The organism is Bacillus sp. PS108 (genome assembly GCF_037963335.1).
Classification (GTDB): Bacteria; Bacillota; Bacilli; order Bacillales; family Bacillaceae; genus Bacillus; species Bacillus subtilis.
This window is the reverse complement of sequence record NZ_CP150155.1, coordinates 1,071,716-1,092,270: the sequence shown is the minus strand read 5'-3', so window position 1 is coordinate 1,092,270 and position 20,555 is coordinate 1,071,716. Positions and strand designations below refer to the sequence as shown.

At 43.0% G+C, this 20,555-nt stretch carries 22 protein-coding genes; 13 read left to right on the top strand and 9 right to left on the bottom strand.

What is annotated here, in order from left to right; genetic code table 11:
• Positions 1 to 69: 69 nt before the first annotated feature.
• Both NSQ16_RS05625 and NSQ16_RS05620 read left to right on the top strand, forming a co-directional pair.
• Positions 70 to 507, top strand: coding sequence for a ferritin family protein (locus NSQ16_RS05625; protein WP_327837817.1), 438 nt, complete (start codon positions 70 to 72; stop codon positions 505 to 507).
• Between the two features lie 117 nt (positions 508 to 624).
• Positions 625 to 951 carry a four-helix bundle copper-binding protein gene (locus NSQ16_RS05620; RefSeq protein ID WP_129010186.1) on the top strand — a complete coding sequence of 109 codons (327 nt, stop codon included), beginning with the start codon at positions 625 to 627 and terminating at the stop codon, positions 949 to 951.
• Between the two features lie 29 nt (positions 952 to 980).
• Here the strand turns inward: NSQ16_RS05620 and NSQ16_RS05615 are convergent, their stop codons facing one another.
• The gene (locus tag NSQ16_RS05615) at positions 981 to 2,708 is read right to left on the bottom strand and encodes an SgrR family transcriptional regulator (protein WP_129010185.1); all 1,728 of its coding nucleotides are present in this window, start codon (positions 2,706 to 2,708) and stop codon (positions 981 to 983) included.
• Between the two features lie 113 nt (positions 2,709 to 2,821).
• On the opposite strand from NSQ16_RS05615, the gene NSQ16_RS05610 reads away from it, so the two are divergent.
• Complete coding sequence (locus tag NSQ16_RS05610) at positions 2,822 to 4,027, top strand: MFS transporter (protein WP_167560012.1); 1,206 nt, start codon at positions 2,822 to 2,824, stop codon at positions 4,025 to 4,027.
• 106 nt (positions 4,028 to 4,133) lie between these two features.
• Positions 4,134 to 5,288, top strand: a complete 1,155-nt coding sequence (locus tag NSQ16_RS05605) for an AbrB family transcriptional regulator (protein ID WP_015383286.1) — start codon at positions 4,134 to 4,136, stop codon at positions 5,286 to 5,288.
• Between the two features lie 213 nt (positions 5,289 to 5,501).
• Here the strand turns inward: NSQ16_RS05605 and ntdR are convergent, their stop codons facing one another.
• Complete coding sequence (ntdR, locus tag NSQ16_RS05600) at positions 5,502 to 6,491, bottom strand: NTD biosynthesis operon transcriptional regulator NtdR (RefSeq protein WP_029317580.1); 990 nt, start codon at positions 6,489 to 6,491, stop codon at positions 5,502 to 5,504.
• 103 nt (positions 6,492 to 6,594) lie between these two features.
• Here ntdR and ntdA point away from each other — a divergent pair, with 103 nt between their 5' ends.
• The 4 genes from ntdA to glcP all read left to right on the top strand — a co-directional run bounded on the left by ntdA (position 6,595) and on the right by glcP (position 11,083).
• A complete protein-coding gene (ntdA, locus tag NSQ16_RS05595; RefSeq protein WP_327837753.1) occupies positions 6,595 to 7,920 on the top strand; it encodes a 3-dehydro-glucose-6-phosphate--glutamate transaminase in 1,326 nt (441 codons plus the stop codon).
• Complete coding sequence (gene ntdB / locus NSQ16_RS05590) at positions 7,892 to 8,740, top strand: kanosamine-6-phosphate phosphatase (RefSeq protein WP_038428748.1); 849 nt, start codon at positions 7,892 to 7,894, stop codon at positions 8,738 to 8,740. The genes ntdA and ntdB overlap by 29 nt, the downstream gene beginning before the upstream one ends.
• A gap of 13 nt (positions 8,741 to 8,753) precedes the next feature.
• The gene (gene ntdC / locus NSQ16_RS05585) at positions 8,754 to 9,806 is read left to right on the top strand and encodes a Gfo/Idh/MocA family oxidoreductase (RefSeq protein ID WP_204551445.1); all 1,053 of its coding nucleotides are present in this window, start codon (positions 8,754 to 8,756) and stop codon (positions 9,804 to 9,806) included.
• 71 nt (positions 9,807 to 9,877) lie between these two features.
• Entirely contained in the window at positions 9,878 to 11,083 is a 1,206-nt protein-coding gene (gene glcP / locus NSQ16_RS05580; protein WP_327837756.1) for a glucose/mannose transporter GlcP, read from the top strand.
• A 157-nt stretch (positions 11,084 to 11,240) separates the two neighbouring features.
• Here the strand turns inward: glcP and NSQ16_RS05575 are convergent, their stop codons facing one another.
• The 4 genes from NSQ16_RS05575 to NSQ16_RS05560 all read right to left on the bottom strand — a co-directional run bounded on the left by NSQ16_RS05575 (position 11,241) and on the right by NSQ16_RS05560 (position 14,655).
• Complete coding sequence (locus NSQ16_RS05575) at positions 11,241 to 11,768, bottom strand: MarR family transcriptional regulator (RefSeq protein ID WP_160221478.1); 528 nt, start codon at positions 11,766 to 11,768, stop codon at positions 11,241 to 11,243.
• Positions 11,769 to 11,844: 76 nt separating this feature from the next.
• Positions 11,845 to 13,344: a monooxygenase gene (locus NSQ16_RS05570; RefSeq protein ID WP_160221477.1), complete on the bottom strand. Its 1,500-nt coding sequence runs from the start codon at positions 13,342 to 13,344 to the stop codon at positions 11,845 to 11,847.
• A 179-nt stretch (positions 13,345 to 13,523) separates the two neighbouring features.
• The gene (gene lepB / locus NSQ16_RS05565; protein WP_003233128.1) at positions 13,524 to 14,030 is read right to left on the bottom strand and encodes a signal peptidase I; all 507 of its coding nucleotides are present in this window, start codon (positions 14,028 to 14,030) and stop codon (positions 13,524 to 13,526) included.
• 1 nt (position 14,031) lies between these two features.
• A complete protein-coding gene (locus NSQ16_RS05560; RefSeq protein WP_010886465.1) occupies positions 14,032 to 14,655 on the bottom strand; it encodes a VTT domain-containing protein in 624 nt (207 codons plus the stop codon).
• A 151-nt stretch (positions 14,656 to 14,806) separates the two neighbouring features.
• Here NSQ16_RS05560 and NSQ16_RS05555 point away from each other — a divergent pair, with 151 nt between their 5' ends.
• The 3 genes from NSQ16_RS05555 to NSQ16_RS05545 all read left to right on the top strand — a co-directional run bounded on the left by NSQ16_RS05555 (position 14,807) and on the right by NSQ16_RS05545 (position 17,043).
• Positions 14,807 to 15,178 carry a hypothetical protein gene (locus tag NSQ16_RS05555; RefSeq protein WP_160221476.1) on the top strand — a complete coding sequence of 124 codons (372 nt, stop codon included), beginning with the start codon at positions 14,807 to 14,809 and terminating at the stop codon, positions 15,176 to 15,178.
• A gap of 198 nt (positions 15,179 to 15,376) precedes the next feature.
• A complete protein-coding gene (locus NSQ16_RS05550) occupies positions 15,377 to 15,577 on the top strand; it encodes a DUF3311 domain-containing protein (RefSeq protein ID WP_003224377.1) in 201 nt (66 codons plus the stop codon).
• The gene (locus NSQ16_RS05545; RefSeq protein WP_122895185.1) at positions 15,574 to 17,043 is read left to right on the top strand and encodes a sodium:solute symporter; all 1,470 of its coding nucleotides are present in this window, start codon (positions 15,574 to 15,576) and stop codon (positions 17,041 to 17,043) included. Before NSQ16_RS05550 ends, NSQ16_RS05545 begins: the two co-directional genes overlap by 4 nt.
• Before the next feature lie 42 nt (positions 17,044 to 17,085).
• Here the strand turns inward: NSQ16_RS05545 and NSQ16_RS05540 are convergent, their stop codons facing one another.
• Positions 17,086 to 17,355, bottom strand: coding sequence for an excalibur calcium-binding domain-containing protein (locus NSQ16_RS05540; RefSeq protein WP_160221475.1), 270 nt, complete (start codon positions 17,353 to 17,355; stop codon positions 17,086 to 17,088).
• Between the two features lie 216 nt (positions 17,356 to 17,571).
• Between NSQ16_RS05540 and NSQ16_RS05535 the strand changes: the two genes are divergently transcribed.
• Positions 17,572 to 18,471: an SDR family oxidoreductase gene (locus NSQ16_RS05535; protein WP_076457899.1), complete on the top strand. Its 900-nt coding sequence runs from the start codon at positions 17,572 to 17,574 to the stop codon at positions 18,469 to 18,471.
• 46 nt (positions 18,472 to 18,517) lie between these two features.
• Here the strand turns inward: NSQ16_RS05535 and comK are convergent, their stop codons facing one another.
• The gene (comK, locus tag NSQ16_RS05530; protein WP_003245329.1) at positions 18,518 to 19,096 is read right to left on the bottom strand and encodes a competence transcription factor ComK; all 579 of its coding nucleotides are present in this window, start codon (positions 19,094 to 19,096) and stop codon (positions 18,518 to 18,520) included.
• 292 nt (positions 19,097 to 19,388) lie between these two features.
• Between comK and NSQ16_RS05525 the strand changes: the two genes are divergently transcribed.
• Positions 19,389 to 19,622, top strand: a complete 234-nt coding sequence (locus NSQ16_RS05525; RefSeq protein ID WP_003233142.1) for an IDEAL domain-containing protein — start codon at positions 19,389 to 19,391, stop codon at positions 19,620 to 19,622.
• Positions 19,623 to 19,649: 27 nt separating this feature from the next.
• Here NSQ16_RS05525 and NSQ16_RS05520 read toward each other — a convergent pair whose 3' ends face one another.
• Positions 19,650 to 20,507: an SDR family oxidoreductase gene (locus NSQ16_RS05520; RefSeq protein ID WP_003245662.1), complete on the bottom strand. Its 858-nt coding sequence runs from the start codon at positions 20,505 to 20,507 to the stop codon at positions 19,650 to 19,652.
• Between the last annotated feature and the right edge of the window lie 48 nt (positions 20,508 to 20,555).

Below are 20,555 nucleotides of genomic sequence, written 5' to 3'. Positions count from 1 at the left end.
CCGCACATCTCTCCCTGCCCAACATATACTTTTACAGAAGCCCAATTCCTAAGAATGGAGTTGAATCCCTTGCATTACAGCTACTATCCCTATCCGGTGCCATACAGGGAGGATCCTGTTTTGATTCGGAATTTGCAGAAGGCCATCAACGGAGAATTCAGTGCCATTCAATGTTACCGCAAGTTTGCCGAACTCGCCCACAGCGATGAGGTCAGAAAACAGATTGAAGAAATCAGGCGTGACGAGATTCGCCACCTCCGTGAATTTTCCACACTGTATGGTTCAATTACCGGCAAACACATCATGCCGAAACAAACGGAAGAATGCCCGGACAATTTCACAAGAGGACTGGATGCCGCTTTTAAAGATGAACAAGAAACCGTCGACTTTTACTTGCGTGCGGCCGAGGAAACGTCAAACCTAAAAGCGAAAGGCGTCTTTACGCGCGCAGCACGTGATGAACAAAATCACGCTGTCTGGTTCCTATACTATCTGATGGAACGTTAGATATACCCGTTCAGGGTATATGTACATATCCCCTTAGCTAAAAACACACTCCCCTGTTTTTTTCAAATGCAGCCGGGAAACATAAAACCATATACTGTCATACAGGGGGAATCCACCATGGAGCAATATTCTGAAGCTTGTATTGAGGCTTGCATCGATTGTATGAAGGCTTGCAATCATTGTTTCACTAAATGCTTGGAAGAAAGCGTGCAGCATCATCTCAGCGGATGCATCCGGCTTGACAGGGAATGCGCGGATATTTGCGCGCTGGCGGTCAAAGCCATGCAAACGGACAGCCCGTTTATGAAAGAAATTTGTGCACTTTGCGCCGATATTTGTGAAGCATGCGGCACTGAATGCGGAAAGCACGATCATGATCATTGCCAAGCATGTGCGAAAGCCTGCTTCACCTGTGTTGAACAATGCCGCAGCATGGCAGCGTAAAAAAGAGGGTTCAAAAAAGAACCCTCTTTTTATTTGGACAGCCATACGGAGTACAAATCAATCCATCCCTCTTCATCAAGCACCAGGCCTTTTACATTTTTACTTGATGTCACCTGGAGCACATTTTGATACAGCGGAATCGCATTCAGCTCCTGTATCATCTGCCGGTCAATGTCACGTAAGATGTTGATTCTCGAACAACGGTCAGGCATGGAAAACATCTGCTCTGTCATTCCTGAGCATATCTGTGTCAGCTTTTCAGATAGATGCTGATACAAGAAACTGTTCTCCGACAGCAGCAAATGCAGAAAACCAAACTCGCTGTCTTGATAAAACGTCGCACTGTCATGAATGATATCCGCCATCTGCACGGTTTCCGGCCGTCGCAGATCAGCAGCATCACAGAATTGAAGTGTAAGCCTGATACCGTGCTGGGCGCAAATATTTTGAATCCATTCGGCGTCCTCACGATGATCTGTTTCCGAAAAGGTATAAAGCACGATTGTTTCGCCCTCGTATCCGCTTTTCTTCAACAATTCAGATGGCGAAACGCCCTCCCACTCAAAAGAACTCGGATGCAAAAAGGACGTAACCGGGATTCTTCGGTGCCCTCCCGCTTCACGAACGAGCCGTTCAGAGGAAATCAGCAGCCGGAGCGCTTTTCTAAAGCTTCGGTGCTGAAGAGGCCCCTTCTTTTTTAGATTAAGCGACAAATACTGAACATGCCGCTCATCAAAAACAGTTTGCTGCTCAGGACATGTTTGTTTTTCTTGAATGGTAAAACCGTTCATCTCTCCGGCTTGCTCAGAAAACACAAACTCAACGCGATCCAAATAGGGGCGTCCCTTGAAGTAGCGCTCATTGGCTTCAAGCACAAGCATCCCGCTGTGTTGCTGATTCACCTGAAAAGGCCCTGTTCCATTTTTCCCGCCGCCCTGTTCTGCCGGCAGTATGGACAGCCGTTCATCACAAAGAGCATACGGCAAAAGCGCATTCGGCTTATCGAGTATGAGTTCCACACAATAAGGGCCCTTTTCTAAGACTTGTTTCACTCCGTGCAGAAGCCATTTATACGGGTTGTCAGCCAGTTCCAAAAAGCGCTGAAATGTAAACGCAGCGTCCCGCGATGTCAGCGGCTGTCCATTATGAAATGACACACCTTTTCGAAGAAAAAATCTCCATTGTTTTTTTCCGACCTCTTCCCATCCATGAACCAAATGAGGCTTCGGCTCCTGCATATCCGAATCAAACGTGAAGAGTGTATCAAATATCTGTTTGACGAAATGGCCCTCAGACCGCAAAAATATTTGGCATGGATCCAAACTGCTGACAGATTCAGGCGTAATGAACAGCCGCAGGACATCCTTCGCCCCATTCTCGCCTGTCTCCGTCACAAATCCGAATACCTCTGAAAGCCACATGTTATATTCGTTTTGAAGCCCTGGAAACGCGGACTGATACTGCTGAAGCAGCTCCTTTGCCTTTTTAAGCTTTCCTGACATGGTATATTCCTTTGCAGTTTGAAGAAGCAGTTCCTCAGGCCTCCGAAGAAACGCGATTTTAGATTTACGGCCGCGCCCCGCCCCGCTTTCCCGGATAATCCAATTGCTGTTCTCCAGCTTATGTAAAATGAGCTTTGCATTTCTTTCTGTACAAAATAAACAGTCGGCAATCTCAGTAAGCGTCATTTCGTTCATTTGCCCATACTCGGCGCAGCCTGTTTTTACAAGCGCCACGTAGTGCTCTATCAGCTTCAATCCCCGCACCTCCCGACAAAAGGGGAACTTTTATCTCTTCTTTTCTTCACTTTTTGGGCCGCCGCCCCTTCTATACACTACTACTATATCAAACAGCGAAAGGCGGCGATCACATGTTGGCCAGTTTTCACTCTATAAAATCGAGATATACCGCTCCCGTTCGGCTCCGCTTTTTCGGCGAATTGCTGACAAGCCTGACAGGTGCAATGATGGGACCTTTTATGGTGCTGTATCTGCATGAACAATTAAACGGCAGTATCATGATGCCAATGCTGATCATCAGCCTTCAGCCATTTGCTGATATTTTCCTGACGCTCGCTGCAGGAAAGGCGGCGGACCGGATTGGGCGGCGCACAGCGATTTTGACCGCATTGCTTCTTCAATCAGCGGCAATGACAGGGTTTGTATTTGCTGAGCATGCGTATGTTTTCGCTATTCTCTATGTCATGAATGGCATCGGAAGATCGTTGTACATTCCCGCTTCCCGCGCCCAAATCGCTGAAAGCACGCCGGAAAGCAGACGTTCGGAAGTATTTGCGGTCATCAATGCGATCTATTCGGCGGGTCTGACGGCAGGGCCGCTAGTGGGGATGCTTCTGTACAATCATAACCCCGTGTGGATATTCGCATTAGATGCTGCAGCATTGTTTATCTACTTTCTGATCGCTGCACTGAAACTGCCTGAGACAAAGCCGCTACACCCAGCTGTTACCCCGAAAATATCCGCGAGCTTTATGATATACAGGCCTGTCCTGCTTCTTTTGCTGCTTTCTCTCCCCATCAGCATGTTATATGCACAAACAGAAACAACATACAGGCTGTTCAGCAAAAACATGTTTTCTGATTATCTGTCCATGCTGACCATCTATTCAGCAGCAAAAGCTTTATTCAGCTGTGTTCTCCAAGTACCTCTTGTCAAAGGGACCGAAAAGCTTTCAATGAAAACGATCCTCTTCATTACTTATATTTGCTACTCCCTTGCGGCAGCCGGCTTTGCATGCTCAACCTCTCTGACAATGCTTTTAGTGACGGCAGCGGTGATGACGGTTGGCGAAAGCATCGGGCTAACCCACATCCAGACCTTCATATCGAAATTGGCGCCGCCTCATTTGCTGGGCCGGTTTTATGCTGTCTATGGTCTGCATTGGGATATATCCCGCTCAATCGGACCGCTGGCAGGCGGGCTGATCCTGACATCATTTGGCGGAGAAGTGATTTTTTACGCTCTTGCCGTATGTCTGCTGACAGCGGGTTTATCTCTGACTTACACAATAGAAAAGCTCGAACACAAGGTCATAAGAAAAGTGAATCGCTTATAGAAAATAATTCATAATTTCTTTATCAACAAAAATATACTATAGTAATAAATACATTCACTACGTGAACAATTGGAGTGTTACGTGAAAAAGGAAGAAGGGTTTTACATTGAAGAAAGACGAAAATCTCCTCAAAGATCTATGGTTTATCGCAATCAGTGCAGCCGGGGGGTTTATTCTTTCATTAACCGGAATATCAATTGGATGGATGATCGGAACACTGATTGTCGCCTGCTGCCTCGCCATGATACGGCCGGCATGGCTGATGATGGCACCAGACCAAAAAGGAATTAACCGACGATGGCTCGCCCTCGGGCAGATGATCCTCGGCATCGAATTGGGCCAAAAGCTGAATTTATCCGTTCTCTCTGTTCTCAAAGACCATTGGTTTTCAGTCGGCGTTATGCTGATATTGTCTATCCTGCTGGCCATGCTGTCAGGATATGTGCTTTGGCGTTTCAGCAAAACGGATATGATGACTAGCTTTGTCGGCACCGCTCCCGGCGGGCTTTCCGCCATGCCGAGCATCGCACAGGAAGTAGGCGCCAATACCGCTATAGTCAGCCTCGTTCAAATGATGCGTGTGCTGCTCGTGGTGCTTTCCATTCCGTTTTTAGTCATTCTGATCTATACAAAACAAGATCGTACCGCAAGTGCCGCAGCAGAGACGATTTCTTCTGCAACGACAGATTTTAGGCTCGCTCCCGTTTTGTGGACCGTCATTCTTATTCTCGCTGCCTGGGGAGCTTGCAAAGCTGCGAAATTTTTAAAATTTCCAGCTCCATGGCTGCTCGGCAGCATGCTCGGTGTAGCAATTGTACATGTTGGCGGAGCTGCGGTGACAGGGCACGACATGACGGCATGGTGGCCGTCACAAGCTAACCATGTATCACAAGTATTTCTCGGGGCAACGATCGGCTCTAAGATGTACAAAAGCATGTTTGCCGGCGTCACCCGTATTATCATCGTCGGGTTTGTCTCGTCCGTCGGTTTAATCGCAGCAATGTTTTTGAGCGCCGTGATCGTTTCCGAGCTGACAGGAATTTCGCTCATCACTTCTGTTCTGGCATTTGCGCCCGGCGGGATTGCAGAGATGGCGACGACGTCAGTTACCTTACATGCTGATTCCACCTTTGTCGTTGCGGTTCAGGTCATTCGCGTCATTCTGGTTATTGCCCTGCTGCCGCCGTTTTATCGCCTGCTTCACCATCTTCATGGTGAAAAAAAAGACAAAAAGAGCTCAATCAGCGGCAGTAATGCCTAGTTGAAAAAAGGGTTCAAGAACTTTTAATTCGCAAACCATCGAGATGGGGAAATATAAGCGGATATTTCGTTGTTAATGGATCAGATTTGAAGTGAGTGCTGCCAGAGGCCGAAATGAAAGAAATAATTGACGACTTACGATTGAAAAAGAGGTTAAAATGAATAACCTCTTTTTCTTATATAAAGATATAAAATAATAAAGGGAAATCTATCGTTACGTTGATTCTCTTATAATAAGCTTTGTTGGCAGTTTAATAATTCTTCTGTTTAATGAGGCATTACCCGAAATGGACTCGATGATTTTCAACACAGCCTGTTGGCCTAATTCTATTACGGGGATATCAATTGTTGTTATGGTCGGAGTAACGACTTGGCAAATCAATTGGTTGTCAAAACCAATTACAGCTAAGTCTTCTGGAACTTTAAAGCCATTTTTCATCGCCTGTTTAATAATCCCTGCGGCGACTTGATCATTTCCTGTAAATATTGCTGAGGGTCTGTCCTTTAGATCCTTTATCTTATGAAAAACACGAAAGCCATCCTCGATATTAAACATTTCGCCGAATATCCATTCGCTTCTATGATGTAAATTGTAATCTTGTAAAGCTTTCAAGTAACCCTCTTTCCTCTGACATTGAGCTTCGCTATATGGAGTATCAAAACAAAACCCAATTTTTTCATGCCCTCTTTCAATTAAATGTACTACCCCCATGTATGCGGCTTCAAATTCATCATACCCAATTATCGTGATGTCCGCTGAGTGATGATATTCATTACATAATAAGATAGGACCATACTTTAAGAAAGGGGATATCTGATCCCATTCATTTTCTAAAGTTCCAAGAATAATACCATCCACTTCTTTATGCTTCAATAACTCTAACAATTCTAGCTCTGTCTGTTTGTCATAAAAGGTCTGAAATACAATTACCTTGTAATTCTTAAACAGTGCTTCATGAGAGACCCCTTTTATTAATTGAGCAAAAAATGGATGGTCGATACTCGGAACCGATAAAGCTATCGTTTGTGTCTTATTTCTCCTAAAATTCCGAGCTAAATAATTGGGAGTGTAGTCAAGTTCGTTAATTGCCTTTAAGATCATATCTCTTTTTTCTTTCGATACATACGGATGATTATTCAATACTCTTGACACTGTGGTTTTAGACACATTGCATAATTTTGCTATTTCATCAATTGTAGGCATATTTTCCCTTCCTTAAAAAAGTTGTTGACATGTTACCGATTTCAGAAACTAGGATAAATTTGTAATAAATTTTTAGATTATAAAATCATTGGAGGTACTGTTCATGCAAAAACAGGTTAAGATTTCAGGTAAAAGCAAAGAAAACATGTCACTACTAAAACACTTAAAAGGTGACATACAAGGAAAAGAACTTGTTATTGAAGACAGTATTGTAAACGAGCGCTGGAAACAAGTATTAAAAGAAAAGATAGATATTGAACATGATCTTTTCAACTATCAAAAAAATCGTGAAATCAGTAAAGTCCCTTTTTTGCCTGTAGACAGATTAATAACCAATGATGAAGTGGAAGATATCTTAAATACATTAACTGAAGTTTTGCCAACTGGAAAATTTACGAGTGGTCCCTATTTAGAGCAATTCGAAAACGTTTTATCTACATATTTACATAAAAGGTATGTAATTGCAACCAGCAGTGGAACCGATGCTATTATGATAGGTTTATTGGCTTTAGGGTTAAACCCAGGGGATGAAGTTATCATGCCGGCTAATAGCTTTTCAGCTACTGAAAATGCTGTGTTAGCTTTGGGAGGCGTTCCTATCTATGTAGATATTAACCCGCAAACATTCTGCATCGATCCTGACAAAATTGAAGAAGCAATAACTCCTTATACAAAGTTTATTCTACCTGTGCATTTATACGGAAAACATTCAGACATGCAGCATATCCGTCAAATCGCAAATCGTTATAAATTAAAAGTAATTGAAGATGCCTGCCAAGGAATTGGACTGACAGACTTAGGAAAGTATGCAGACATCACTACATTAAGTTTTAATCCCTATAAGAATTTTGGTGTATGTGGCAAGGCTGGAGCAATAGCAACTGATAATGAAGAACTCGCTAAAAAATGCATTCAATTTAGTTATCATGGTTTTGAAGTAAATGTGAAAAATAAGAAAGTCATCAATTTTGGATTTAATTCAAAAATGGACAATTTACAGGCAGCAATTGGTTTAGAGAGAATGAAGTACCTTTCATTAAACAACTTCAAAAGACTGTTCTTGGCGGATAGATACATTACCCAATTAGCAGAGTTGCAGAATAAAGGCTTTATTGAATTACCAGAATTAAGTGAAGATCATGTATGGCATCTGTTTCCTATTAAGGTAAGAACAGAAGATCGGGCAGATATCATGACTAAATTAAATGAAGATTTTGGTGTTCAAACAGATGTATATTATCCAATACTGTCTCATATGCAAAAAACTCCTTTAGTACAGGACAAGTATGCAGGACTCCAATTGGTTCATACGGAAAAGGCTCATAGTCAGGTACTGCATTTGCCTTTATATCCGTCATTTACTTTAGAAGAACAAGACAGAGTAATGGAGGGACTGTTTCATGTTATTAAGCAAGAAATCGGAGTATAAAACGTTATCCACGGTTGAACATCCTCAGTATATTGTTTTTTGTGATTTTGATGAAACGTATTTTCCGCATACAATCGACGAACAAAAGCAACAAGACATCTATGAACTCGAAGACTATCTAGAACAAAAAAGTAAAGATGGGAAGCTAATAATCGGATGGGTTACTGGGAGCAGTATAGAATCTATTCTCGATAAAATGGGAAGAGGAAAATTTAGATATTTTCCGCATTTTATAGCTAGTGATCTTGGAACTGAAATTACGTACTTTTCAGAGCATAACTTCGGTCAGCAAGATAACAAGTGGAACAGTCGCATTAATGAAGGGTTTAGTAAAGAAAAGGTTGAAAAACTTGTGAAACAGCTGCATGAAAATCATAACATTCTTTTGAATCCTCAAACTCAATTAGGAAAGTCACGGTATAAGCATAACTTCTACTATCAGGAACAAGATGAAATAAACGACAAGAAAAACCTATTAGCAATTGAAAAAATCTGCGAGGAATATGGCGTTTCAGTAAATATAAATCGGTGTAATCCCTTAGCAGGCGATCCAGAAGACAGCTATGATGTAGATTTTATCCCCATAGGGACAGGAAAGAATGAAATTGTAACGTTTATGTTAGAGAAATACAACCTAAATACCGAAAGAGCTATCGCATTTGGGGATAGTGGAAATGATGTTCGTATGTTACAGACAGTAGGGAATGGATATCTGCTAAAAAATGCAACACAGGAAGCCAAAAACTTGCACAACCTTATAACTGATAGTGAGTACTCAAAAGGAATTACTAATACCTTAAAAAAATTAATTGGATCATGAGGAGGAAATAAAAATGAAGAAGATAGGAATCATAGGTGCAGGTGGTATTGCAAGAGCGCATGCAACTGCTTTATCTACAATAAAAAATGCAGAGTTAGTAGGGGTATATGACATAAATCAACAAAATGCGGAAAGCTTTGTGAAAACTTTCGGCGGGAAGTCATTTGAAAACGCAGATGAACTAATTGATGCCTCAGAAGGTTTAATTGTAGCATCACCAAACTTTTGCCATAAAGAACATGCTTTGCAAGCATTAGGAAAACATAAGCATGTATTGTGTGAAAAGCCTATGGCTATTTCTCTTGAAGAAGCAAGCATAATGAAAGATACCGCTGAAAGGTTGAGCGTAAGAGCCAGTATGGGATTTAATTATAGATATTTATCTTACGTAAATATCTTAAAAAGCTTAATTATCAATAATGAACTAGGTAACATACTGTCCATAAAAGTACACTTCAAGAAAAATAGTGCACTTAGACGTAAGAAGTTTACTTGGAGAGATGACGCCAATAGTAAGAAAACCAGCGGGTCATTGGGGGATCTGGGTATTCACCTTATTGACATGGTATGGTATTTGTTCGAGAGTGATTTCATCACAGAATCAGTAAGGGCAAAGATGAACACAAATGTAAAAACAAAAGAGGATAAACAGGTACTTGTAGATGACTATGCAGAAATTTATGGCCAGCTGAAGAACAAGGTATTTGTAAATATCATCACATCAAAATGTTCTGTACCTGAAGACTGTGGTTTTAGCATTGAGGTAGTTGGACACAAAAAAGAGTTTAAATACCACACAAGTAATCCTCACGTTTACAAACTCATAGATGGCTTGAACGTGGTAGACTGCCCAGTACCGCAAAGCCTATTAAACGATCCGCCAAACGAGTTTTATGGATGGGCTGATTCTTTTAGAAGCGAGTTAATCAATTGGATTGCATCAACTCAGAATGATTGGGTTGAGATCCCTTCTTTTAGTGATGGTTTTAGATCTCAGGAAGTATTAGAAATGTTCTTTGAGAAAGACAGCAACTCTCAACCCATGTCTGTTTCAGCAGTCAACTAGTATTTCAAAGAGAGAAGTTACTAAAAAAGCAGGAATTTACTTTCCTGCTTTTTCATATAGGGGTGTAATGAATGTTAAGAGGGACATATTTATTTGGATATGCTTTCTTTTTTACAGTAGGTATTATCCATATATCAACAGGGAGTTTGACGCCATTTCTATTAGAGGCTTTTAACAAGACAACAGATGATATTTCGGTCATAATCTTTTTTCAGTTTACCGGATTTCTAAGCGGAGTATTAATCGCACCTTTAATGATTAAGAAATACAGTCATTTTAGGACACTTACTTTAGCTTTGACAATAATGCTTGTAGCGTTAAGTATCTTTTTTCTAACCAAGGATTGGTATTATATTATTGTAATGGCTTTTCTCTTAGGATATGGGGCAGGCACATTAGAAACGACAGTTGGTTCGTTTGTTATTGCTAATTTCGAAAGTAATGCAGAAAAAATGAGTAAGCTGGAAGTTCTCTTTGGATTAGGCGCTTTATCTTTCCCATTATTAATTAATTCCTTCATAGATATCAATAACTGGTTTTTACCGTATTACTGTATATTCACCTTTTTATTCGTCCTATTTGTAGGGTGGTTAATTTTCTTGTCCAAGAACCGAAAGTACGCTAAGAATGCCAACCAACAAGTGACCTTTCCAGATGGAGGAGCATTTCAATACTTTATAGGAGATAGAAAAAAATCAAAGCAATTAGGCTTTTTTGTATTTTTTGCTTTCCTATATGCTGGAATCGAAACAAATTTTGCCAACTTTTTACCTTCAATCATGATAAACCAAGACAATGAACAAATTAGTCTTATAAGTGTCTCCTTTTTCTGGGTAGGGATCATCATAGGAAGAATACTGATTGGTTTAATGAGCAGAAGGCTTGATTTTTCTAAATACCTCCTTTTTAGTTGTAGTTGTTTAATTGTTTTGTTGATTGCTTTCTCTTATATAAGTAACCCAATACTTCAATTGGGTGGTACATTTTTGATTGGCCTAAGTATAGCGGGGATATTTCCCATTGCTTTAACACTAGCATCAATCATTATTCAGAAGTACGTTGACGAAGTTACAAGTTTATTTATTGCCTCGGCAAGTTTCGGAGGAGCGATCATCTCTTTCTTAATTGGATGGAGTTTAAATCAGGATACGATCCTATTAACCATGGGAATATTTACAACTATGGCGGTCATTCTAGTAGGTATTTCTGTAAAGATTAGGAGAACTAAAACAGAAGACCCTATTTCACTTGAAAACAAAGCATCAAAAACACAGTAGAAAACGTATAAAATAAAGATACTAATAGACATATCGTATAAGCAGTGCAAATTCCTGAACATCTTGAATTTCATTCTTCAAGAGGAAATCTGATTTACGTTACAGCCTTGAAAAAGATAGAAACAAAGCGAAAAACACGCACCGCAGTGCGTGTTTTTTATTTAAAAATGCTCGGGAGACCCCCTTCAATTTCTTCTGACGACGGATACCATTTTGTCACCAGATCCCGAAACAGCCGTTCCGCAAAAAGAATCTCTTCCTCGGTATAGCGGTCAAAAAATGACAAAAAACGCTGTTCAGCCTTCTGATGATAATATTTGTGCAAACTGTGCAGCTTTTTTCCAGCAGGCGTCAATCGGAAGTAGACCTCCTTTTTATTATCGCTGAGCTGTGTTCTGCGAAGGAAGCCTGCGCCGAGCAATTTTGTGCTGATGCGTGATACAGTCGCTTTTGTCGTATTCATTTTTTCTGCTATCGACGTGACATTAATTGGTTCATTGTCCCCGACACAAGATAGAACATGAATTTCTGTCATCGTCAATTGAGATTTACTCCCGTGCTCTACATCCAGCTTCCTCAATTCGTCAGATAAAAAGGCTTTAATAAGCCCCTCCCATTTCTCCTGCTGATGAATGAGCTCCGCATACAATTCAAAAAGATTGCGTTTTGTATGATCTGTGTTCATCGGGTTTTCCATCCTTTTTCATTCGATTGTTTCTTCTATCATACCGTTTTGTTACAGATGAAACAATCGAATTGAATTATATTCGGCTGGTGACGGAAAACCAGCGGCTGATCCCTTTTTGAATCACCTCGGCACAATCGGGCGCTGATGCATCCACCGCCCAGGCTACATGTCCATCGGGACGAACCAATATGGTATGCACATCCCGCAACTTTTCATTCGGTTCTGCAAGCGAGGCGGTTACCGTACGTAAGCCTTTCACTTCGATATGCTCATCAGCTTCCTGCCTCAATGACAGCAAAACGAATGACCCGTTTTGGAGAAAGCTGTACAGCCATTCCGAACTGCCGTCGGAAAGAATCAGCTTCATGTCAGGGAGCCGTGCCCCGTTCAAACGATTCGGCGGCATGGTACGATCAGCTTCATATCTGACATCGAGCGCAGAAATTTGCCCCGCTACATATCGATTGACATCAGGGAAGGCCAGCAGCTCCGACATCATGCTTCGCAAATGGAGGCCTGCTTGAGTGAAATCGATCAGCTTTGTCTGTGCCTCCGTGTTTCTCAGGAGCCCTTCAGCTGCCGGATGCCGCTCGTCATGGTAGCTGTCCAAAAGCCATGAAGGCGCAGAGCCTTTGATGGCCGTCGCCAGTTTCCACCCGAGGTTCATTGCATCCTGAAGGCCAACATTCAGTCCTTGCCCGCCCGCTGGAAAATGAATATGCGCGGCATCACCCGCAAGAAAGATTCTGCCGTCCCGATACCGTTTCGCTTGGCGCGCGGCGTTCCCGAACCGCGACATCCACGAAGGGTCGCTTAAACCAAAGTCAGTTCCGCAAATTCGCAGGAGGTCAGCTTTCAGCTCTTCCTCAGTCACAGGCACATCTTTCGGCGTTTGCGTGCGATAAGGGCTGATCACAACGACACGATATCGGTCTGAAGATAACGGAACAATCATAACACCGCCCTCTTTTGTGCAAAGGGACAGCACGCCTGACGCCGGCGGAGAAAGGAGCGCCACATCCCCAAGCGCAGCGGTGACAGTGCTGTCTGTTCCCGGAAACTCAATTTTCGCCTGTTTCCGGACGGTACTCCCGGCGCCATCTGCACCAACGGCAAACTTGCTTGTGATCGTCCGTACACTGCCGTCCCGATCCTTAAAAATCGTTTGGACCGCTTCCCCGTTTTGCGTAACCGCCAGCGCCTCGGCACCCCGAAACACCTCTGTTCCCAGGCTTCGTGCATGATCTTCAAGCAGTTTTTCTGTTTTTGACTGCGGGAGCAAAAGCGTGTAAGGACAGCTCGTATCCAAGCCTGAAAAATCCAGACGGGTATCCAGCATTGAAAAATGTCCGGAAGGTATCTTGCTTCCCTTGGATACAAACCGCTCTAAAATCCCTCTCATCTCAAGGAGCTCCAGCGTTCGGGGATGCAGCGTCAACGCCTTGGAATGCGGAACAGGTTTTTCAAGCCGTTCAATCACACATGTTCCCACTCCGGCCATCGCAAGCTCAGAAGCCAGCATAAATCCAACCGGTCCTCCTCCTATAATCACTGCTTCATATTTCATCATCATTCACCACTCCTTTTGTTTCATGAAAAACGAACAAAAACCAATAAAAACGGCCCTCCAATCAAAAAATATATAAATTTTGTTACGTAGGTAACAATTTTGATTATAGCTCCTTACAAATTTTTCTTCAACACATTTTTCCAAACGGCATACAAAAAGACGCCTCTTCCATTAGCGTCTTTTTATTCGGCATCAGAAATCACACCGACAATATTTTTTTCTCTTATCGGACCAAAATGCCGGCTGTCGAAGCTGTATATGCGATTATCTCCAACGACAAAATATTTTCCTTTCGGCACCTTGCTTGTTCCCGTCACATCTTTCAAAGAAAAATCACCCGTTACATGGCTGCCGGCAGAAACAGATTTCAAATGCTTCAAAAATGGCTCAGCAACCTGCTTTCCGTTCACATACAGCTGATCATCTTTATATTTGATCGTTTCACCGGGCAAGCCGATTACCCGTTTAATCAGCACTTTATGATCAGGGCCTTTAAAAAGGACAATGTCAAAACGATGGATGGTTTTAAATCGATGCGAAAATTTATTGACCAACAATTCGTTTCCTTCCTGGAAGGTCGGGTTCATACTGACGCCTTCTACCTTGTAATCAATAAAGACAGCATTTTTAACCTGAATGGCGAGAACAACGGACACTACACCGGCAAGAAACCAAAACCGTTTTTTCATGTTACTGTCTCCCTCCATCATGCTCACGCTGACTGGCTCTTACATGCAGATACCGCTCCACCTTTTTGCCGACATACCATAAGACAGTGATCACCAATACGGCGATGACCGTTCGAATCGGCTGTGTAATCAGCGCGTGCAGATCATATCCGATGAAGCTGATCATAAAAATCATGACAAGCTTCCCCGAGGCTGCCGCCAAAATAAACGGCCGCGTTCCGATCCTTGACAAACCGGCAACAACATTCACCGCGGCTGACGGTGTAAATGGAAAACAAAGCAGAAGAAACATGGGACCGAAGCCGTGTCTTTCCACCCATAACATCAGCTTTCTGACAGACGGATGACTGCGGATAAATCCAAGCAATTTTCTCTGTCCGTATTGACGGACAATCAAAAAGACGAGAATGGAACCAGCAGTTGATCCCGCCCAGGACAGGATGAATCCTTCCCACAAGCCAAACGAGTTCGTATTCGCCACCACAAACACGATCAGCGGCAAAAACGGGAGAAATGCTTCAATTAAAGGCAGCAGCACAGCAATGAGCGGACCGAAAGCCCTATAGCTTTGAAATAATTCAGTTAAATGTTCTTGTGTCAAATAGGATAAAAAATGCTCCAACATTTATACTCCTTACCGGGTTTGTCTATCCTTATTCTACACATTATCAGCAGAAAACTAAAAAGTTTTGGTGATTTTTTCTGTCTTGAAACATTTCACCAGCCGATATAGAATACAAATAGAACAAACGTTCCCTTAGAAAGAAGGAGTCAACATGCCAAATCTGCAGGAGGAAATATACGATTTAATTGAACGGGCTCTCTTTTTACCCATGGCCATTACGATTTTTAACCGTGATCTCGCCGGAATTGAAGAAAGCACATTAAAATTGAAGCATCCTTATAAACAGCTTATCGGCGAATCATTAAAAATAGCACAAAAGGATTTGATGGAGGTCAGAAAAGAACTGAGGAAAAGAAAAATTGCAATCCGCGAGACGGAACGCGATGAGGCCTTTACGCTCTATACATTTGTGATCGACGGTTATGAAGAAAAGCACCGCTATTTTAATCCGCGAATCCGTGAGCAGGTCAGCGAATTATTAACATACTATCTATTTGCCCCGGACAGACTCCGAGCCTTTTGAATCACACTGCCCGTTCCCTCTTCGGGCGATTCAGATCATTAATTTCAGACAATTCACACTATACAAACAAAATAAATTTATTTATAATTCGAACCACAGCCTTTCACCCTAAAAAGTGACATGTGCTGCCATATCTGCGACATCATTTTCAGTACGCTTGGGCTTGTACACCCCAATCCTAAATAGAAGGAGGATTCTATGAAACTGATTCACGTTCTTGCCGCTTTGCCCTTTATCGGAATCTTACTCGGCATCCCTTTTGCAAATAAGGTGACCCCCTATGTGTTCGGCATGCCGTTTATTCTTGCCTATATTGTGATGTGGGCTCTTTTGACCTCTGCGCTGATGGCGATTGTGTATGTCCTCGACAAGGAAAATAAAAAGGAGGAAGCAGAATGAATGCAGCTCTCATCATCATTTTCGGTGTCCTGCTCTTGAGTATTTTTCTCGGTATACGCGCCCAAAAAGGAAAAGACATGAACCTGGAGCAGTGGACGGTCGGAGGGCGCGGCTTCGGAACTGTTTTCGTCTTCCTTTTGATGGCAGGCGAAATTTATACTACTTTTACGTTTCTCGGCGGCAGCGGATGGGCCTACGGAAAAGGCGGTCCAGCCTTTTATATCATCGCCTACGGATGTCTGGCCTACATCCTTTCTTACTGGCTTCTTCCAGCAGTTTGGACGTACGCGAAACAGCATAAACTAATGTCGCAGTCTGATTTTTTCACAAAAAAATACAACAGTCCGCTGCTTGGCATTCTCGTTTCACTGGTCGGCATCGCCGCACTCATTCCCTATCTTGTACTGCAGCTGAAAGGCCTCGGGCTGATTGTATCGGAAACCTCGTACGGCAAAATCACCCCGACCGCTGCCATCTGGATCGGCGCTGTTTCCATCACGGTTTATGTTATGGTTTCAGGCATTCACGGGTCTGCCTGGATATCGGTTGTGAAGGACATCATGATTCTGGTTGTCGTTCTGTTTTTAGGTGTGTATTTGCCAATTCATTACTACGGCGGATTTCAAGACATGTTTCAGCAGATTGAAACGGCAAAGCCTGGCTTTCTTACGCTCCCCGAATCGGGACAAAGTGTGGCCTGGTTCAGTTCAACCGTACTCTTGACAGCGCTTGGTTTTTACATGTGGCCTCACACGTTTTCCGCTTCGTATTCAGCCGAAAACCCAAAAGTCTTTCGTAAAAACGCCATCATCATGCCTTTGTACCAGCTGGTCCTGCTCTTTGTCCTTTTCGTCGGCTTCGCGGCTATCCTGCAAGTTCCAGATCTGAAAGGCGCAGACGGGGATCTATCGCTTTTGAGACTGTCTCTGCAAGCATTTGACCCTTGGTTTGTCGGAATTATCGGTGCTGCCGGACTGCTGACAGCACTTGTGCCAGGGTCTATGATCTTAATGTCCGCCTCCACGCTGTTTGCAAAAAATGTGTACAAGGTAATTGCGCCCCGCACGACAGAACAGCAAGTATCGGCTCTTGCTAAGTTTTTAGTGCCGGTGATTGCGTTGATTTCGGTGTATTTTACCTTCAAAGGCGGGAATACCATCGTTACGTTGCTTTTGATGGGCTACAGCCTTGTCACACAGCTATTCCCCGCCCTTTTGTTCAGCCTGTTCAAGCATAATATGGTGACAAAACAGGGGGCCTTCGCCGGCATTATTGCAGGTGTCGGAGCAGTTACTTATATTACAATGACGGAAACGACGATCGGCACTTTATTTCCGGCTCTGCCGCAAGCCGCAAAAGACTTGAATGTAGGCATCGTCGCCCTGCTTTTGAATATCACGGTCATGACGGCAGTCAGCCTTATGACAAGGAAGGCGAAAAGCGCTGCGGCCGATCAGGCGGCCTAAGCATAAAAAAAGCAATCTGGACACCAGATTGCTTTTTCTTATTTACCGTTCACAGGCGATAAGATCTTTATCGCGGTCTTTCTTTTTATTGGCATCATAAAGTGCCTTAGAAACGTAAGGCTTGTACTTCGTTTTTCCGCCTTTGTTTTTCACCTTCGATGTGCGGGCCACTCCGCCTTTGTATACTTTGTTTAACTCCTTGCAGTTCTTATAGACCTTCACCTTTGTTTTGGCTTCCGCCACATGGTCAGCTCCGTATGAAAAACCGAAAACGAGACCGAGTGACAGCAAAACCGCCACCGCTTTTTTCATGACGATTCACTCCCTCAACACCCAATATTTAGTTGATTTATAGCTCGAATTTATCATAATTCATATAGTCTTATTTGACAAGATAAATATGGAAGAAGGCTTTGTTTTTTCTTGTTTTCTTTTTCCTTCACTATTCAAACTGCCAAAACATGTTTTTCTGCTTATGCTCAGGGGTACACATACGAATGTACACCAAACAGAAAAGGAGCGTTGCTGATGTCTGATTCAAATCTTACGAATCCTATAAAAGCATTTTTTCATGATGAATTTCCCGAACAATATCAAGAACCGCCAGGCCTGCAAAAGAACATGAAACCTGTCCCTGATTGCGGAGAAAAAAGCTACAAAGGATCAGGTAAACTAACGGGTCGAAAAGCGCTTGTCACGGGCGGCGATTCCGGTATCGGCCGCGCTGCCGCAATTGCTTACGCCAGAGAAGGTGCCGATGTGGCCATTAACTACTTGCCCGAGGAACAGCCAGATGCTGAAGAGGTAAAAGAACTGATCGAAGCAGAAGGTCGAAAAGCAGTGCTGATCCCCGGAGACTTGAGCGACGAATCCTTTTGCCAAGATCTGGTCAAACAGGCGCAGCAGGAGCTCGGAGGACTTGATGTGCTAGCGCTCGTTGCAGGCAAACAGAAAGCAGTCGAAAACATCGAAGATCTGCCTACTGAACAAATCTATAAAACATTTGAAGTGAACGTCTTTTCCCTTTACTGGGTTGTAAAAGCGGCGCTTCCGTATTTGCCGGAGGGAGCTTCAATTATCACAACTACCTCAGTTGAAGGCTATAATCCAAGCCCGATGCTGTTAGATTACGCAGCAACGAAAAACGCCATTATCGGCTTTACCGTCGGACTGGGAAAACAGCTTGCTTCCAAAGGCATCAGAGTAAATTCAGTTGCGCCCGGACCAATTTGGACACCGCTGCAAATTTCCGGCGGACAGCCGACGGAAAACATCCCGAAATTCGGACAAGGCACGCCGCCAGCTCCATTAAATCGCGCTGGGCAGCCAGTGGAATTGGCCGATGTTTATGTATTTCTAGCTTCAGAGAATTCAAGCTATGTGACATCTCAGGTATATGGCATCACCGGAGGAATTCCGACGGCATAGCTTTATGAAAGGAGCTGCCCTGTTCGGTCAGCTCCTTCCTATTTTTCTAATACCGTTCCCCGAGCTCACGCAAAATAAAATCATAAATCATCTTCGTCCGCTCTTCTTTCGGGTACAGCATAAATTCCTGTCTTTTCGGAACGCGGTGGTCGATTCTGTCTTGGAATTTGGTTCTGAGCCACGCTGTTCGGTATACCTGGTTCTCGAACGAATTATAAGAGATCGGCAGCTCCATCGTTTTCCCATTTGAAAACGTCACTTCCGTATCGTCAAATTCAGTCGCTTTGAATTCTTTTACATGCACATGGGAAATCCAGCCGCATTGGGGTCTTGTCGAAGAAAGTGTAGGGAATAAAAAGATTTGGTTCGAAGGGTCCACCATGATCGGCGGCTTGTGTGAAATTTTTGTCACTTCATAAGTTCCTGCTTTTCTTCCCGCATAGCTTGATCCAAAAAATCGGCAGCTTCTGTCGACAATTTGCAGCGGCTTCATGTTTACATAAAACACGCAATCTTTTTCAATAATTTTGGAACAGATTTTGCCGTCTATTTCTTCTGGCAGCACGGCAATTGTTGCGCCGTTCACTTCATACGATTCTAAAGGTGCGTCTGTTTTCTGACTCATATTATGGCCTCCATCCTTTTTCTGCAAAATTTATACTAATAATCTATCATCTGTTTTTATAAAACGACAGGTTTTTTTAACATTTAAGATAAAAACATCTTTTAATGATATTTAATGGTACTAAATGACTAGTAATAAACCGATTTTACTTTCATAAGACTTGCCGGTTTACGGCATTTTGCAGGATATGTCGATAGATTGCCAAGTATTAGTTGTCTAAAAATTATAAAAATTTATTGATTTTTTCGACCGTTATCCATATACTATAAAAAAGGCATTGGGGGGATTCTTTATGAAAGAGAAAAAATCGTACACTGAGCTCATGAAGTCCCGCAACACGCAAAAAACAAAAGAATTCGATGTCACAATGACGGATATTTACATTCAAATGGTGCTCGATGAATCCTTGTATAACCGTCGGCTTGCCATGCTGACGGACCAAATTAACAAAGCCTTGGACGAAAAAGATAAAGATGCGTTTCTTACGCTCTCTAAAGAATATGCAGCGCTCAAGCAGAGCGAATAAGCCAATCCTTCAAGGATTGGCTTTTTATTATCCGTTCACAATTGTTCCGCCATTGACGTGAATCGTCTGCCCTGTGACGTATGTGGAATCGTCGCTGGCAAGGTATAGATAGCTTGGCGCCACTTCGACCGGCTGTCCCGGGCGTTCCATCGGCACGTCTGAACCAAACACTTCCACGTCTTTTGCGGCAAAGCTGGCCGGGATAAGCGGTGTCCAAATGGGACCCGGTGCCACTGCATTGACCCGTATGCCCTGCTGAACAAGCGACTGGGAAAGGGACCTTGTAAACGTAACGATCGCGCCTTTTGTCGCTGAATAATCGATCAGCGTTTTATTGCCTTTATAGGCGGTAATTGAAGCGGTATTAATAATAGAGCTCCCTTTTTTTAAATGAGGCAGCACTGCCTTTGTTAAGTAAAACATGGAAAAAATGTTTGTTTGGAAGGTTCTGATCAGCTGGTGGCTGGTGATTTTTTCAATGCTGGGCTGGACATGCTGCTCAGCTGCATTGTTAACCAATATATCAATGGATGGAAACACTTGGCTTGCCTGCCCGACCACATCATTGCAAAACGCTTCATCCCCAACATCTCCTGCAATCAGCAGGCATTTTACCCCTTCCTTTTCTACATACTGCTTTGTTTCCTCGGCGTCCTGATGTTCATTCAAATACACAATGACCACATTAGCTCCTTCTTTTGCGAATAACACCGAGACAGCGCGTCCAATCCCGCTGTCTCCTCCAGTAATAATAGCGGTTTTGCCCTCTAATTTTTTCGCTTTCTTCGGCTTATCAAAAACCGGACGCGGGTCCATCAGATATTCAAAACCAGGCTGCTGGTTCTGGTGCTGAGGCGGTAATGTTTTCTTTTTTTGATTCGCCAATGAAATCACTCCTTTTCAACCTTATTATGTTATGAACAATGCCTGCTT

What these genes read in the sequence shown, in the direction of transcription:
- NSQ16_RS05620 (WP_129010186.1), top strand. Translation starts at nt 625, where the DNA reads ATGGAGCAATATTCTGAAGCTTGTATTGAGGCTTGCATCGATTGTATG.
- NSQ16_RS05610 (WP_167560012.1), top strand. Translation starts at nt 2,822, where the DNA reads ATGTTGGCCAGTTTTCACTCTATAAAATCGAGATATACCGCTCCCGTT.
- ntdR (WP_029317580.1), bottom strand. Translation starts at nt 6,491, where the DNA reads ATGCCTACAATTGATGAAATAGCAAAATTATGCAATGTGTCTAAAACC.
- ntdA (WP_327837753.1), top strand. Translation starts at nt 6,595, where the DNA reads ATGCAAAAACAGGTTAAGATTTCAGGTAAAAGCAAAGAAAACATGTCA.
- ntdB (WP_038428748.1), top strand. Translation starts at nt 7,892, where the DNA reads ATGTTATTAAGCAAGAAATCGGAGTATAAAACGTTATCCACGGTTGAA.
- ntdC (WP_204551445.1), top strand. Translation starts at nt 8,754, where the DNA reads ATGAAGAAGATAGGAATCATAGGTGCAGGTGGTATTGCAAGAGCGCAT.
- glcP (WP_327837756.1), top strand. Translation starts at nt 9,878, where the DNA reads ATGTTAAGAGGGACATATTTATTTGGATATGCTTTCTTTTTTACAGTA.
- NSQ16_RS05575 (WP_160221478.1), bottom strand. Translation starts at nt 11,768, where the DNA reads ATGAACACAGATCATACAAAACGCAATCTTTTTGAATTGTATGCGGAG.
- NSQ16_RS05570 (WP_160221477.1), bottom strand. Translation starts at nt 13,344, where the DNA reads ATGATGATGAAATATGAAGCAGTGATTATAGGAGGAGGACCGGTTGGA.
- lepB (WP_003233128.1), bottom strand. Translation starts at nt 14,030, where the DNA reads ATGAAAAAACGGTTTTGGTTTCTTGCCGGTGTAGTGTCCGTTGTTCTC.
- NSQ16_RS05560 (WP_010886465.1), bottom strand. Translation starts at nt 14,655, where the DNA reads ATGTTGGAGCATTTTTTATCCTATTTGACACAAGAACATTTAACTGAA.
- NSQ16_RS05555 (WP_160221476.1), top strand. Translation starts at nt 14,807, where the DNA reads ATGCCAAATCTGCAGGAGGAAATATACGATTTAATTGAACGGGCTCTC.
- NSQ16_RS05550 (WP_003224377.1), top strand. Translation starts at nt 15,377, where the DNA reads ATGAAACTGATTCACGTTCTTGCCGCTTTGCCCTTTATCGGAATCTTA.
- NSQ16_RS05545 (WP_122895185.1), top strand. Translation starts at nt 15,574, where the DNA reads ATGAATGCAGCTCTCATCATCATTTTCGGTGTCCTGCTCTTGAGTATT.
- NSQ16_RS05540 (WP_160221475.1), bottom strand. Translation starts at nt 17,355, where the DNA reads ATGAAAAAAGCGGTGGCGGTTTTGCTGTCACTCGGTCTCGTTTTCGGT.
- NSQ16_RS05535 (WP_076457899.1), top strand. Translation starts at nt 17,572, where the DNA reads ATGTCTGATTCAAATCTTACGAATCCTATAAAAGCATTTTTTCATGAT.
- comK (WP_003245329.1), bottom strand. Translation starts at nt 19,096, where the DNA reads ATGAGTCAGAAAACAGACGCACCTTTAGAATCGTATGAAGTGAACGGC.
- NSQ16_RS05525 (WP_003233142.1), top strand. Translation starts at nt 19,389, where the DNA reads ATGAAAGAGAAAAAATCGTACACTGAGCTCATGAAGTCCCGCAACACG.